Source organism: Streptococcus dentasini (genome assembly GCF_053206945.1).
On sequence record NZ_JBRUHS010000005.1, the window covers coordinates 46,431 to 60,458 of the forward strand.

Sequence of the window (14,028 nt, forward strand, 5' to 3'; positions counted from 1 at the left end):
AAAGATCCTAGTCCTAAACTTTACTCCGAACATTTAAAATGGTTAAGCTAAGTTGATTTGTAGTATTACCAATTATGAAATGCCTTAGTTTTCGAACAAGTCTAATCTTCAAAAAAATCTCTAAAATCTTCCTGAATAAATGGGATATCGGGGTGGCTCCTTGCCACCTCATTTTTTTCCTTATCCAGCCAAATAATTTTTGCAGGATCTTGTTGCAGAACGAGGCCTGCCAAATGGTAGACTTCCAAAGTTGACCCAATTACAATGATCAGATCACTGAACTGAGTCCAACGAGCTGCCAAGGCTAAATTGTCAGGATCAATGGCATCACCATAGAGGACAATTTCCGTGTCAACATGATCTGCTAGAATAGCCATAGGATCACTGGTTAGCAGGGCGTGGATATGTCTTATGATAGCTTGATCATCCCGCAAATCAATTTCTTGAAAACAGCTTTGGCAAATCCCTATGTCGGCTTTGCCATGAAATTCAATAATATCCCTTGAACCGGCCCGACGGTGAAGGCCATCAATATTTTGTGTCAGAACAGGAACCGCCTGCTTAGCTATCCAACGGTGAACCTTGTTAGGCTCCAATCTTTGTAAAAATTGTTGCTTATGCCACTGCCAGAACTCTCTAGGATAAGCTTGGAAAAAGGGACGTGATAAAATTTCACGGGCCTGAAAATAACGCTCATGGAGCTTCGTTCCCTTCATGGTGGTATAGTCAGGGACTCCAGATAGAGTCGAGACACCTGCACCCGTTACAACGAGAGGGTTCTGAGCTAACTGGATACGTTTTTCGAGGTCTTTTTGGTTCATAGCTGCCTCCTATCTTTTAGTTTTATTATATTACGAAACGAAAGCCTTAGCGTTTTCAGGCCACAGTCACACTTAAAGGGCTATGGAATCTATCTCAGATATTGCCAATGGATAGCTTTAAAAAAAGTTTGATACCTAAACTCTAGCTACGAGTACAGGAAAAACGAACAAAGATAGAATTTTAATCACTTGAAATTTATCATTGTTCGTTTTTATATGGTATACCTTATAAAATAAGAGCTGATTATTTCTAATAAGAATATTTTCGCTTCAGGCTCAGTGACACGCTACCAATCATTCTTGACGCCTACCACAAATCGCGGTTGTAAAAGGCCGCTCTTTGTCTAAATACTCTCTCTTCCCCGTTTCTCATCTCCATTAGTTCCTGTCCTTTAAGTTGGAGCTGCTGGCAAAACTCATTGAGATTGCTTTCTAATTCAGCGATATAGGACTTAACCTTCTTGTCTTCGGACAGCCGTTTCTGAGCATCCAGCAGAATATCTTGGTGAGCTTCAAAGGTCTGTCTCGCTTCCATTTGTATATCGGACAGCTGTTGATCAGCTCCACTGTAGGCGTTCATACGTCCCGCGTATGCTTCCGCTAATTCATCAAAACTCATGTTAGACATCTCTCTTACCTCCTTATCAAATTCATTAACGACTAACAGGATTGGTAAAGTGAGGTTCGGGTAAACTGGCGACCTGATTCTTAGCAGCATCGGCTGCCTGTCCCTGAAGAGCCGCCTCCAAACTAGACCTGACTTTAGAAGCAATCTTGGATTTCATCTTTGTTCCCAGAGTTTCTAAATCAGCTTTTAGTTCCTCACCAATCTCTTGGATCTCTGCCTTGGCTGTTAAGACCAGGGCTTTTATCATGATACGTTCTTGTTCTTTTTGGAACTCCTCCTGCGCTTTAGCTAAAGCGGTCATCTCTTCTTCTAAGCTTGCCATCTTCTCTCCTATAGCAGTTTAATCTGTTGAGCGTCTTCCCTATCAGTCTCTTCAATACGGTCGGCCGCAGTCGTCAGATTTTCTGATAACTGTGTGACCTTAGAGGCAAACTGGTGGGCTTGAGTCTCATTCTCCGCTTCAACCCCAGACTGCCAGACTTGCCCAAGGGAGAGCTCCGATAACAGGGCTTCAACTTCTCCAGCGGGCAGTGTCTTAGCAATCTCAAGAGCCTGTGTACGAGTACGCTCGATAATCTTCTCAATTTTTTCTTTAGCTTCTTCCTGTTTCTTCGTTACCTTTTTCTTCTGAGCCTGAACATCTTCTTTGATTTCACTGGCCAGAGAGGTCAAAAGCTCCTTCTTCAGGAGGATTTTCTCAGAGCCGGAGACAGAGGCAAGGCGCTTGGTCAAGACACTGACGCTGGCATTTTTCATCTTGCTCTTATCTACTGAAAGGTTTTGGTTAGCTTTGCTTTTCTTAGCTTTGACCTTGCGCTTCTTCTTAAAAGAACCATAGGTATCGTTGTACTCATCTAGATAATCCTGAGTACTCTTAAAGGGATTATGGTCATGCTTGGCTTGGTACTTGGCGACCTTTTTGGCCTGCTCCTTAGTCATGCCAGAACAGAATTGATGATGCTTGACGTACCAATTCACATCAGGACCGTTGCCTTTGATATGAGCATAAGCAAAATCATGGTCACTTATGGGATTGAGGTCATGTTTACCTTCAACAACCACCTTTTTACCATAAGGAATTTTTCCACCTTTATTGAGCCAAGTTAGATCTTTACCAGAATCAGTATAGATAGTGGCATGTTTATCCAAATACCTTTTATCTTCCTCGGTAATATCTCCATTATCATAAGCTGCTTGAGCTCCCCAGTCCGCAAAATTGGTGACTTTATCCACTTTATGGTCGGCAGCTACTTTAGCAACAGCAGGACCAGACTGACTGTAGCCAGACATGTTAGTGATTTCACCGCCGTGGTTATCAACCTTCTTTTCGGTCTCATTATAAAACTTTTCAACATCATCATACTGGGGTGTCATTCCACCAAAAGCTTGAATCGCATTACCTGTTGAGTCATTGATTCCAGGCTGGGTACCATAGACAGCTATTGAGGTTTGTTCGTAATCTACCGAACCATCTTTGTTTACTGGAGCTACTGCAACAGCTTGGGTGGTGCCTGTAGAAGTATTTACTATCTCATATTCTTGACCTCCAACTTTTCTTCTTGCACCTTTAGAGAGTTCACACCAATCTTGAGTAACTCCCTGTAAGTCTTGCATATTTTCATCTGTTAATGCCATTTGGTATAATCTCCTTCTTTAATTTCTGTATTGTAAACAATCTCAACAGAAGGGCTTCCCTTATCTGATTTTTTAATACCTTTTAATTGCCTGTCACCAACCAGCGCTTCAATATTCTCGTCAATAGTAGAGTGAGATTTTAATTTAGCGAATTTAGGTAATGTTTGATATTCTGATACATCGTAGGTCTTATCTGCATCAAAATCTTCTAATTCAATAATTTCTTCATCTGTAGCACCATCCCGATTTAACTCTAAGCCATCATGGAGCCCATAGTCCATAAACCCATTGTTTCCGATCATTCGACCTAGATAAGCTCTATTGCCATTCTCATCGTAAATTACTGGTACAATACGACCGTTTTGCATTCCACCTCGTCTGATAAAAATAGGTGAAAACTCAATCTTTTTCACACCTGAATAATGCTCTGTAATATAAGTCGCAATCTGTTCCTCGTACAGCCTAAATCCATGCTGGTAAAGCTGTTTCGCTTTTTGCTTTTCCATATAATAGCGTCCTCCTATTATTCCGATAATTAAAACAATCACACTAATAAAACCACCCAACACAAGCCATAAAGCCTTGTGTCTTGTTTTACCTCTTGCCATAAAACACCGCCTTTATGTTATTTTACAAATGAACTAGGGCTAGTTCCCTTATAAGATAACATAAAATTAAAGATTCGTTAAGAATATTATTATAAGTAGTCTTTCGCTCCCTTGTAGTGCCTGAGCAGGTCTTTAAAGTCTAGCTTGTTATCGAACTTATGCTTGAGACCCAGTGAAGTTGTCGAGGTTGGCTTAGCTTTGACCTTGCGCTTCTTCTTAAAAGAACCATGGCGACCTTTTTGGCCTGCTCCTTAGTCATGCCAGAACAGAATTGGTGGTGCTTGACGTACCAATTCACATCAGGACCATTGCCTTTGATATGAAAAAATCCAACCTTATGGCTGCTTCCCTCAGCAGCTATTCTTTTGCCATATCCTATTTCGCCACCGTTACCATCCCCCATAACAATATTTTTACCAGTATCAGTGTAGACATGGCAATGTTTATTTAGGTGCTTCAGTTCTTCTTTTGAAAAATAACCACTATCGACAGCACCTTTACCTCCCCAAGGTTGAAAATTAACAATTTTGCCAATATGGTGGTTAGCACCTACCTTAGCCGCTGCAGGTCCTGCTTGGCTATGACCTGATATCGCTGTGACTTTACCGCCATGAGCAGCTGCAATATCCATAGTCTCAGAAGTAAAATTGTCCACCGCTTCAGTTTGTTGAGTTAACTCAAATCTGCTGTGAAATAAAGCATTCCCCAAAGAGGATGGATTACTTGGTTGCGTTCCACCAACAGTAATTGTCACATTATCGTAATCGATGTTGTGCCCATTTTTATCACATGGTGCTACTGCCAAAGCTTGCGTATTGTCATTGGGCTGCCCATTGATGTCCTCATTATTCGTATGGTTAACCACCATGTAATGTTGTCCATCAATTTCTAATGGTTGTTCACCATTAACAATGGCTTGCTGTTTAGGATTATCACTCTCTAATAAGGGTCTTGTTTTATCTTGAACACCTTGAATCTGTTCATCAGTCATTACCATACTTTAATATCCCTCCATATTTTAAATTATAGACAATTTGAACTTCAGGGCTTCCTTTTTTATCCTTGGTCACACCTTTTATTGAACCTCCTTTTTTAAACATTTCAATATTAAAATCGATAGATTCAGAAGTTTTTAACTTAGCTTTATCAGGCAAAGACTCATAGTCCGATACGTCTATCTCTTTATCCTTGTCAATATCTTCTAGATAAATAATTGGTTTCCCATCTACACCATATTCTAATGCATATAATCCTTCACTGGTTCCGTATTCACCATTAACACCGTTATCAATTACCTGACGGTCACCATACTTATCGGTAATAATTATTTTTACAAATGTATACGAATCTTCATATTCCTTTATATCTGTAAATTCTACCTTCTTAACACCAGAATAATTTTCTTTAATATAGACAGCTATCTGTTCTTCCAAAAGGCGAAATCCACGCTTATATAATTCTTCTTCTCGTTTTTTATCCATATAATATTTACCTCCTATGATTCCAAAGACTAGGATTCCCAAGCTAATTATAATACCTAATCCTATCCATATTTTTTTATTTCTTTTCTCTGTTTCCATGGAGCACCTCCTTATGTTATTTTACAAATGAACTAAGAGTAGTTTTCTTATAGAAAAACATAAAGTTAAAAGATCATTAACCTCTCATAATCTGCCCAAACTCCTCAATCCGCAAAATTTGCAAAGGGAACTCTAAAAGCCAAAATTTTATCATTTAAAATGATGTCCCATCAGTATTCTTAAGTAGTTATGATATCTAAAACGAGAATTTTCGGAAGTAGTTATAATTTTTTTGATAACAGGCCATCTCGATAGAATAGAAACGAATTACTCCTTTGCTGAAAGTAATTCGTTTTAATTATAGTCAAAGAGTTGACTATAGTCAACACAATAAGTGTGTTATCTTACACCTATCATAGTCGTTAGGAGGTGTAAGCGTGATTTCATATCGGCCATTTTATGAGACCTTATTTAAAAGATCAATGACTGAATATGAATTGATTGTCAAATATGGAATCAGTGCTAACACCATCCACAGAATGAAAAAGGGTGAAGCCATTACGACCAAAACCCTAGATAATTTATGTTTAGCTCTTGAGGCACCTGTTGAAGACATCATTGAGTATATTCCTGATTAGAAGAAAAGAAACAGGCAGATTTTCCCTACTTTGGGTATAAATCTACCTGTTTTTTATGTTTTATATTAATTTGCTGACTTTTATTTTCCTTTATCATTTTGAAAAGGAAAGATGGTCTTGGCTAAAGATTACCTGATCTTCAGTTAGACTCGTGAGGGTTAGAAATTTTTTCTTAAACTCTTCTAGAGATTCATCGGAATGGCAGTACCACTCCTCACCGCTGGTAATATACCATTTGGCAAGGGATTTGATTTCCTTGGTCACTTGAGGAATATGAGACTTATCTTTAAAAGTAATCAGGTAAACTATTTCAAAAGCAGCTGCTATAGATTTATTTCGCAAAGCTTTTAAAGATTCTAACATAATAGGTACCTGCTTTCTAAAGGATACTAATGCTAAATGACTTGCAATCAGTTTGCTTGGGTTCAACCAAACTAACATTGCGCTTATCCTCAAAATAATCAGACTCGTCTAAGGATGTTGATAGTCCGCTCCACGGTTCAAGAGCGATGAAAGGACTTTGGTTGACAGTAGACCAGAGCACCAGATAAGGAAAATCCGGAAAATCTAATCGAACGCCTTTGTGATGTTTACGAGAACATAAAGTGACACTGCGAGACTGAAGTCGATCCAGAGTCAGTGCATCACGGAAGAATAGACGATAATCCAAGTCAAGCTTTTTCTGATGATTTAAAAAGAGGAGTCGGTCATTGAGATCTAGCAGTCCCGTATCTGGAAATGAACGCGGAATTGTGCAAGTTTCTTCCTCTTCAAATTCAAGATAATAATCGTCATATCTGTCAGTTTCCAGCAGGGGACAGTTGAAGCCTGGATGACCGCCAATAAAATAGGGTAAAGTTTTGTCTGTTTCTTCATTAGCTACCTGATAGGTCGTTTGAATTCTTTTACCTGATAAACAGTACGTAATGCTCAAATGAAAATGATAAGGATAGGCTCTCAGCATTTTTTCTGTCGGCCTTATCGAAAAGGTAACAGTATCATCAGAGATTTCATCCACCGTGAAGTATTCCTTGCGAACCAATCCATGTCTAGGGATACTGCCCGTAAAATGCGGGCGGTTTGCTGGTTTGTAAACCGTCCAATTCATTCGTAAGCTGCCGCAGATAGGGAAGAGTACCGGAGCTTGAGAACTCCAGTATTCAGGATTCCCCTGCCATAAATATTCAAGCCCATCCTTGTCCTTGATTGATGTCAGAGCAGCGCCAAACTCTGATAATTGAACGGCCAATTCGTCATTTTTTAATGTAATCGTCATGATGGTCCTCACTTAGCTTATATTTTCAATCAAAACAAGACAAGAGCCCCAATTAAACACTGTGACTCTTGTCTGGCTACGGTCTTTTCTGAAATTGAGAAAAGGGTTAGGTTATATTATTAGGTGGAGATTTCAATTAATAAATGGAGAATATTTGAAAGTTACAAGATAGAAAACCAATAAGATATACTGATTAGTCAATTTGTTGGGTTTGAGCTAACTTTTTATACCAGTGCGCACTCTTTTTAGGGTAGCGCTCCTGCGTATCAAAATCAACATAGAAAAGACCATAGCGTTTCTCATAGCCATTGGACCATGAGAAAACATCCATCAAGGACCAGATGAAGTAGCCTTTGACATTGGCACCATCAGCAATGGCATCCGCAAGAACCTCCAAGTGCTTCTTAACATAGTCAATGCGAGCATCATCATAAACGGTATGGTCGATAAATTCATCTTTGTAACCAAGACCATTTTCGGTGATATAGATCTTTTTATAATTAGGATAATCTTTTTTCACGCGCATGATCTGATCATAGAGACCCTGCGGGTAAATAATCCAGTCCCAATCTGTTTTTGGAATATGGGTTGGCGTTTCTCTGCGGCCGACACCTTTAATTTGGTATTTAGAGCTGCCTTTTTCGCCTTTACCATTATGAATAATTTCCGTTTCGCCATCAAAAGCCTGCATCCAATCGCTCATATAGTAATTAATGCCCAAGAAGTCATTCAGGTCCTTGGCAGCCTTAAGAGCTGCAAAATCGTCATCGCGCAGATCCAGCTCCCCACCGTTGACAGCTAAGATATGGTTGACTCCTTCTATGGTTTTATCCGAGTACTCCCCCAGATAAGTGGCATCAAGGATAAATTTATTGTGGATGATATCTTCTAGCTCCGCGGCACGCACATCAGCTGGGTTAGACGGATCGTAAGGATACTTGGTTGGTAAGGCGTGTACGACACCGATTTCACCGGAATAACCGCCGTCTTTGAAAAGTTTAACCGCACGAGCATGCGAGACCATCATATTGTGATGAGATTGGAAAACCTTGGCCAAATCATACCTAATACCCGGCGGAAATTTTCCTACCAGATACTGACCGTCACCAATGGGACCGATTTCATTGAAGGTTGTCCAGTAGTTAACCTCAGGAAACTCTTTAAAACAGAACTCTGCGTAATCAACAAAGTGATCCATATTTTCCCGATTGAGGAAGTCTCCATTAGCATGGAGGGCTGCTGGCGTATCAAAATGGTGCAAGGTCACAAAAGGTTCAACATGACGCTTATGGCATTCGGCAAAGAGCTTGTGATAGAACTCAACTCCCTTAGGATTAACGTCTCCAAAGCCTGTCGGAAAAATCCGCGACCAGGCAATAGAAATGCGGATACCATTGACGCCAAATTCTTCGGCCAATTTCAAGTCAACAGGATATTTGTGGTAAAAATCGCTGGCAGGTTCTGCGGTGTACCAATAATTATCTTCCAGATATTTGTCCCAAGCAACAGGACCCTTACCTTCTCCTTTGGTGACCCCTTCTGCTTGATAAGCAGCAGTTGCACCACCAAAGATAAAGTCTTTAGGTAATGTTTTAGTCATTTTATGACCTCTCAATCTTTAAATTGCTCTTTCACAAAGGCCAGAGCTCCCTGACCATCACGCGTCAGCTTGATGTATTGAGCTCCCTCAGTCTTAGCTAATTTAATACCAAGTTTGTCTGTTTCAGCCTTCATATCATCGTAGTTAGAGGCCACTTGCGGTGCCAGAATAACTAACTGATACTGCGGCAGAATTTCACGGTGGGCTCCGTAGCTGCCAGCAGCTGCTTTAACAGGTGCTCCATATTCTGCTGCTGCCTTATTGAGAGCATTAGCTAAGAGACCGCTGGTCCCACCACCAGCACATAAAACTAAGACATTTGTTTGTTCGGTGATTGTGCTATCTGCCGCTTCTTCTGTAGCACCGGCATTTTCAAGAATAGCATCTGCTTTTTTAGTATCAAAGTTAGCGGCAACTTTTTCTTTGAGGGCATCAGAAGTTGACTGACCTGAGGCTTCTTCTGCCAAGATCTGTTCATCATAGACCTTAACAAATGGATAGTAGATGGCAACATCGACCACAATTAGAAGGGCGGCAAGGATAAAGGATAGAATTTGGAAATTCGTTCCCAAAACCAAACCAAGAGGCGCTGGTGTTACCCAAGGCAGATTGGAAGTAAAACTGTTCATTCCCAAAGTATCCACAAAGAATTTAAAGAGCCAAACATTGACAATCGGTGTTAAAATGAATGGAATAAAGAAAACTGGGTTGAGGACAAGAGGCGCACCAAACAAGATCGGTTCATTAACCCCAAAGAAAGTAGGTACGACAGAAGCCTGTCCGATAGCCTTGTTACGTTTTGACTTAGTCAACCACATGAACATGAAAGGAACAACAAGTGTCGCACCTGTACCACCCATGGTAACGATAAACATCTGTGTGCCTGAAGTCAGGATCTTATCCGCATGCTCACCAGCGCGCAGGAGGTTGAGGTTAACTTCTGCATTAGCATAAGTGATAGCTGCAATAGCCGGTTCAACAATAGAAGGACCGTGAATACCGACAAACCAGAAGAAGGCAAAAGCTCCAAAGATAAAGGTAATTCCGACATAACCATCCGCAGCTGAGAACAAAGGTGCTAAGAGAGTTCCGATTGATTCGGCAACATTAACCCCCAGGAACTGCTGAACAAGCAGCTGAAGAGCATAAAGAACAACAACTGACAAGGTGAATGGAATCAAATCTTTAAAGACTTGGGAAATATTAGGTGGTACCTCCTCAGGCATATGAATGGTCACATTATTTTTGACACAGACCTTGTAAATGTTAACCGTGATAAAGGCTGCGATAAAAGCTGTCAGCAACCCCTTTGTTCCCATAAAAGCACTTAGGAAGCCGCCTTCTTTGGCAGGTTCTGCCGCCATGATAAGAAATCCAACCATAGAGGCCAACATCGTTGAGATAAAGTTCATCTGATTGGTATCTTCTAGCTGACGATTCATAGAATCTGTCAAAGCCTTGGCTGTTGTTCCTGCAACAAAGAAACCAAGAATACCCATAGAATAGTTATAGGGCGTCATCAAAAGATTTTCAATCTCTTTACTCCAATGAAACCCCCAAGAATTTGGAACGTAGGCAATTAGGATAAAGATACTGGAAAATAAGATAACCGGCATACCAGCAATAAAGCCGTCACGAATAGCACGCAGATAGATATTCCGGGAAATCTTTTCAAAGAAAGGTTTTCCTTTCTCAATCTGAGCAATCAATGTGTTCATAATTAACTCCCTCTTCTATACAGTTCAATTAGGTGCTTCATCAAATCTTTCAGCAAGATGGTTGTCATCAAATGATCTTGACCATGCATCAATGTGACACTTAGCTCAATAGCATCTCCTTGCGCTTCTTTCGTTAAAAGACTTGTCTGAGCGTTATGCGCATCGGCAATACAGCTTTCTGCCGCTGATACTAGTTCATCAGCCTTAGAATAGTCTCCCAGCTGGGCTGCATTTAGAGCTTCAAGTAATTTTGAACGTGCATCCCCAGCGTAAGCCACAATTTCAAACCCCAGTAGAGTTGCTTCTTCTCTGTTCATGGTAGTTCCTCCTTTTCAAAAACATTAAACTTTTGTTTTCCATGATGTTGCTGTCTCTTGCAGCACTTTATTGAGTTCATCAATATTGTGGAACCCTGTTGTCCGCAACCATTCACGAGCAGCCTCTTCTCCCTTTTCGATGTAATCTTTGACACTGCCTGCCCAAGTAGCACGGCCGCAGAGAACGCCATTGAAATTGGCTCCTGAATCATGGGCAAAGACAAGCGTATCTTGGAACAATTTAGCAGAAACACCGGCACTTAAATAGATATAAGGCAGATTGGTTGCTTGGTCCTGCTGTTTAAAGAAAGCTGCCGCCTCTGCTTTGCTATAGATAACTTCTCCATCACCAAAACCTTCAACATAATTCATATTAACAGGAACTTCAACCTTGAGAACATCAATGTTAAAGCGTGGATCTGAGAAAACCTTCATCGCTTCAATAACCTTATGAGGTTTAACTTTAGCATACTCAGGACTCTTTGCATCGGCAATCTTTTCATCATAAGCCAAAATTTCTAAGAAGAAAGGGATATCTTCTGCCACACATTCAGAACCAACGCGTTCAATATAAGCTTGTTTTTGCTGATTAAGCTCATCAGAACTGTCTACATCATAATAAAGCAAGAACTTAACAGCATCTGCCCCTTGTTCTTTGATACGCTTAGCGGACCAGACATCCAAGCAGTCTGGCAAACGTTTGGTACTTGAGGTATCGTAACCTGTTTTTTCATAAGCCAGCAAGAGACCTGCATTTTCCGCAAGAGCCTTCGTTGCAGGCAGGCCGTACTCTGGATCCAAGAGCATTGATGACGCATAAGGAGTCAATTCTTCCGCAACCAAGACTTTTAACTCTTCCATTTGCGCAACAGTAGGTTCCTCATCCTGATGCTCAGCCATCAAACGTTTCAAGGCACCGCGTTGGTCAAAGGCTAAAGCTGAGATGATTCCCTTATCATCGCTTAATTTCTCCATATACTTACGTTTTTGTTCTGTCAATACCATTTTTACTCCTCTTATATTCTAGATTAAGATTACGGTCTATAATTCTTTATTAATACCCAAAGGAAAATCAAAATCCAACTGAGTGATAGTCTGTGGACAATGCCTGATTACAGTGAAGTCAACAGTACATTATTCTGATTTTTAAAGAGTATAAGCATTAGTCGTGGTACTCTCCGCGATCCCACTTGTCCAAAAATTCTTTAAAGAAATTTGGATCAGCCTGATTAGCATTTGAGCTTTCCAGATGAGAAATTTTTGCAATCAATTTTTTATTTTCGTCGGTTTCTTTGTAGTCAGCCTTGATAAAAGCCTCAATAATATCATTCATTAGAAGACCACCGGTAATTTTTCCACCGAAACTGATAATATTAGCATTAAGTTCTTCTTTAGCATAAAGGGCAGAGGTCATATCACGAACCAATGCAGAACGTACCCCTGGTACTTTATTAGCTGCGTTAGAAATACCAACACCAGTACCACAGATACAAACGCCAAGATCAGCTTGACCGCTGACAACAGCTTCGCCGACCTTTTTCCCAAAGATAGGATAGTGGGTTCGAACATGGTCATAGGTTCCAAAATCAAGTACCTCATACCCTTTTGATTTTAAAAATTCTGAGACAGCCATTTTTTCATCTGTGACGATATGATCACAACCGATAGCAATTTTCATTTTTAGATCCTCCAGTTCAAGTTACTTCTCTTAGCACATCTTATTAAGCATATCCACACGAATTTGGTGGCGGCCGCCATCGTAGTGGCCTTCGACAAAACCTTTAACAATATTCTTAGCTAACTCATCACCGACAATTTCAGCTCCCATAGTAATTATGCGGGCATTATTGTGAGCACGTGTCATATAAGCCGAGCGCTCATCCGATACCTCTGCTGCAATCATCCCTTTAACTTTGGTTGCTACCATGAAGGGACCAGCTCCGTAAGCATCAATTACTATACCTAAATTGTCATCTGTTTCATTAACCTTGCTAGCAACTGCTAAGGTTACATCAACAAAATCCTCTTGAGCTCCATCGTTAACATCAAGGACATCAAAATTTTTTTCTTGCAGATAAGCCTTGATAAGCTCTTTTAGTCTTTCTCCCGCCTTATCGGCACCAAGTACAATAGCCATCTTCGTTCTCCTTTGTTTGTTTTTGTTTGTTACATGGTAATGATAAACCATTACAAACATTTTGTCAAGAAAAAACTGATTATTTTTGTTTGTTTCAAAAACAACTCTGTAATCCCTTCCTTTATTGATTTTATAGTTATTTTAACGAGATATTTTTGTAGGTCTTTTCGAAATAATTTTGTTCTTTTTTGTTTATAAATGTGATATTTAGATTTCGTTATGCTATAATAGCTTCAAAAGAAATGAACAGGAGTTATATGAATGATAAAAAAAGAGCGTTTAAACTGGATACTGGGACAGTTGTCCCAACAAACTATCATCACAGTTAACGATATTATGGAAGCTTTAGGAGTTTCTGATATGACTGTCCGCCGCGACCTGGCTGAACTCGAAAAAGAGCACCGCCTTATCAGAATCCACGGCGGTGCCCAAAGTATCAATAATCTAAATCGACAGGAAAAAACAAACCTAGAAAAGCAATCTGTACAAGTGACAGAAAAAAAACAGATTGCCACATTCACCGCCAAGCGAATCCAAGATGGAGAAACAATCTTTATCGGACCTGGAACGACGCTGGAGTTTCTAGCACAAGAACTAGTAGATCGCAATTTGCGTATTATTACTAACAGTCTGCCCATTTTTGATATCTTAAAAGATAGTTCCAATATTGATCTTTTACTGATTGGTGGCGAATATCGACCGGTTACAGGAGCCTTTGTAGGCTCCCTTGCCAGCACCAATGTTACCTCACTGACCTTCTCCAAAGCTTTTATCAGTGCCAACGCCATCTACAGAGATGCTGTAGCAACTTACAGCGAATCAGAAGGTACCATCCAAGAGCTGGCTCTCAATAAAGCCATAGAAAAGTTTCTGCTGGTTGACCACCAGAAATTTAATTCTTACGATTTCTTTGTTTTTTATAAGACCAGCAATTTTGATTATGTCATCACTGATGGAAAACTAAGCGACAATATAAAGACCGAATATGAGAAAATAACTCATGTTTTAAAAGCCAATGAAGAGTAGCTTAGTTGAGCAAAGTCGGTCAGTTTCACTAGTAACCCTAGCTTTTGAGAAGAAGACTAATTTAAAAAATCAAAACTGCCACCAAAATTTTGTCTCGGTGGCAG

Annotated in this window: 17 protein-coding genes; 2 read left to right on the top strand and 15 right to left on the bottom strand. The window is 40.1% G+C overall.

The window, feature by feature from the left end; all coding sequences use genetic code 11:
* Positions 1-101: 101 nt before the first annotated feature.
* The 7 genes from ACVR1G_RS05300 to ACVR1G_RS05330 all read right to left on the bottom strand — a co-directional run bounded on the left by ACVR1G_RS05300 (position 102) and on the right by ACVR1G_RS05330 (position 5,272).
* The gene (locus tag ACVR1G_RS05300) at positions 102-821 is read right to left on the bottom strand and encodes a Sir2 family NAD-dependent protein deacetylase (protein WP_447452157.1); all 720 of its coding nucleotides are present in this window, start codon (positions 819-821) and stop codon (positions 102-104) included.
* A gap of 307 nt (positions 822-1,128) precedes the next feature.
* Positions 1,129-1,449, bottom strand: a complete 321-nt coding sequence (locus ACVR1G_RS05305) for a hypothetical protein (RefSeq protein ID WP_447452158.1) — start codon at positions 1,447-1,449, stop codon at positions 1,129-1,131.
* A 25-nt stretch (positions 1,450-1,474) separates the two neighbouring features.
* A complete protein-coding gene (locus ACVR1G_RS05310; RefSeq protein WP_447452159.1) occupies positions 1,475-1,771 on the bottom strand; it encodes a hypothetical protein in 297 nt (98 codons plus the stop codon).
* 8 nt (positions 1,772-1,779) lie between these two features.
* Positions 1,780-3,084: a hypothetical protein gene (locus ACVR1G_RS05315; protein WP_447452160.1), complete on the bottom strand. Its 1,305-nt coding sequence runs from the start codon at positions 3,082-3,084 to the stop codon at positions 1,780-1,782.
* On the bottom strand, positions 3,075-3,590 hold the full coding sequence (locus tag ACVR1G_RS05320; RefSeq protein ID WP_447452161.1) for a hypothetical protein: 516 nt from the start codon (positions 3,588-3,590) through the stop codon (positions 3,075-3,077). The genes ACVR1G_RS05315 and ACVR1G_RS05320 overlap by 10 nt, the downstream gene beginning before the upstream one ends.
* Before the next feature lie 241 nt (positions 3,591-3,831).
* Positions 3,832-4,689 carry a hypothetical protein gene (locus ACVR1G_RS05325; protein WP_447452162.1) on the bottom strand — a complete coding sequence of 286 codons (858 nt, stop codon included), beginning with the start codon at positions 4,687-4,689 and terminating at the stop codon, positions 3,832-3,834.
* Positions 4,676-5,272, bottom strand: coding sequence for a hypothetical protein (locus ACVR1G_RS05330; RefSeq protein ID WP_447452163.1), 597 nt, complete (start codon positions 5,270-5,272; stop codon positions 4,676-4,678). The genes ACVR1G_RS05325 and ACVR1G_RS05330 overlap by 14 nt, the downstream gene beginning before the upstream one ends.
* A 377-nt stretch (positions 5,273-5,649) precedes the next feature.
* On the opposite strand from ACVR1G_RS05330, the gene ACVR1G_RS05335 reads away from it, so the two are divergent.
* On the top strand, positions 5,650-5,850 hold the full coding sequence (locus ACVR1G_RS05335; protein ID WP_447452164.1) for a helix-turn-helix domain-containing protein: 201 nt from the start codon (positions 5,650-5,652) through the stop codon (positions 5,848-5,850).
* 93 nt (positions 5,851-5,943) lie between these two features.
* Here the strand turns inward: ACVR1G_RS05335 and ACVR1G_RS05340 are convergent, their stop codons facing one another.
* From ACVR1G_RS05340 to lacA, 8 genes are all read right to left on the bottom strand, one after another.
* Positions 5,944-6,213: a DUF3884 family protein gene (locus tag ACVR1G_RS05340; protein WP_447452165.1), complete on the bottom strand. Its 270-nt coding sequence runs from the start codon at positions 6,211-6,213 to the stop codon at positions 5,944-5,946.
* A gap of 16 nt (positions 6,214-6,229) precedes the next feature.
* A complete protein-coding gene (locus tag ACVR1G_RS05345) occupies positions 6,230-7,126 on the bottom strand; it encodes an aldose 1-epimerase family protein (protein WP_447452166.1) in 897 nt (298 codons plus the stop codon).
* Between the two features lie 193 nt (positions 7,127-7,319).
* Positions 7,320-8,726 (bottom strand): 6-phospho-beta-galactosidase, encoded by a 1,407-nt coding sequence (gene lacG, locus ACVR1G_RS05350; protein ID WP_447452167.1) that lies wholly within the window; start codon positions 8,724-8,726, stop codon positions 7,320-7,322.
* An 11-nt stretch (positions 8,727-8,737) separates the two neighbouring features.
* Positions 8,738-10,444 (bottom strand): lactose-specific PTS transporter subunit EIIC, encoded by a 1,707-nt coding sequence (locus ACVR1G_RS05355; protein WP_447452168.1) that lies wholly within the window; start codon positions 10,442-10,444, stop codon positions 8,738-8,740.
* 2 nt (positions 10,445-10,446) lie between these two features.
* On the bottom strand, positions 10,447-10,761 hold the full coding sequence (lacF, locus tag ACVR1G_RS05360) for a PTS lactose transporter subunit IIA (protein ID WP_447452169.1): 315 nt from the start codon (positions 10,759-10,761) through the stop codon (positions 10,447-10,449).
* Between the two features lie 24 nt (positions 10,762-10,785).
* Positions 10,786-11,766 carry a tagatose-bisphosphate aldolase gene (gene lacD, locus ACVR1G_RS05365; RefSeq protein ID WP_447452170.1) on the bottom strand — a complete coding sequence of 327 codons (981 nt, stop codon included), beginning with the start codon at positions 11,764-11,766 and terminating at the stop codon, positions 10,786-10,788.
* A 157-nt stretch (positions 11,767-11,923) separates the two neighbouring features.
* A complete protein-coding gene (gene lacB / locus ACVR1G_RS05370) occupies positions 11,924-12,439 on the bottom strand; it encodes a galactose-6-phosphate isomerase subunit LacB (protein ID WP_447452171.1) in 516 nt (171 codons plus the stop codon).
* Positions 12,440-12,469: 30 nt separating this feature from the next.
* Positions 12,470-12,898, bottom strand: a complete 429-nt coding sequence (gene lacA, locus ACVR1G_RS05375) for a galactose-6-phosphate isomerase subunit LacA (protein WP_447452172.1) — start codon at positions 12,896-12,898, stop codon at positions 12,470-12,472.
* Between the two features lie 261 nt (positions 12,899-13,159).
* Between lacA and ACVR1G_RS05380 the strand changes: the two genes are divergently transcribed.
* Positions 13,160-13,924 (top strand): DeoR/GlpR family DNA-binding transcription regulator, encoded by a 765-nt coding sequence (locus tag ACVR1G_RS05380; protein ID WP_447452173.1) that lies wholly within the window; start codon positions 13,160-13,162, stop codon positions 13,922-13,924.
* The last annotated feature ends 104 nt before the right edge of the window (positions 13,925-14,028 follow it).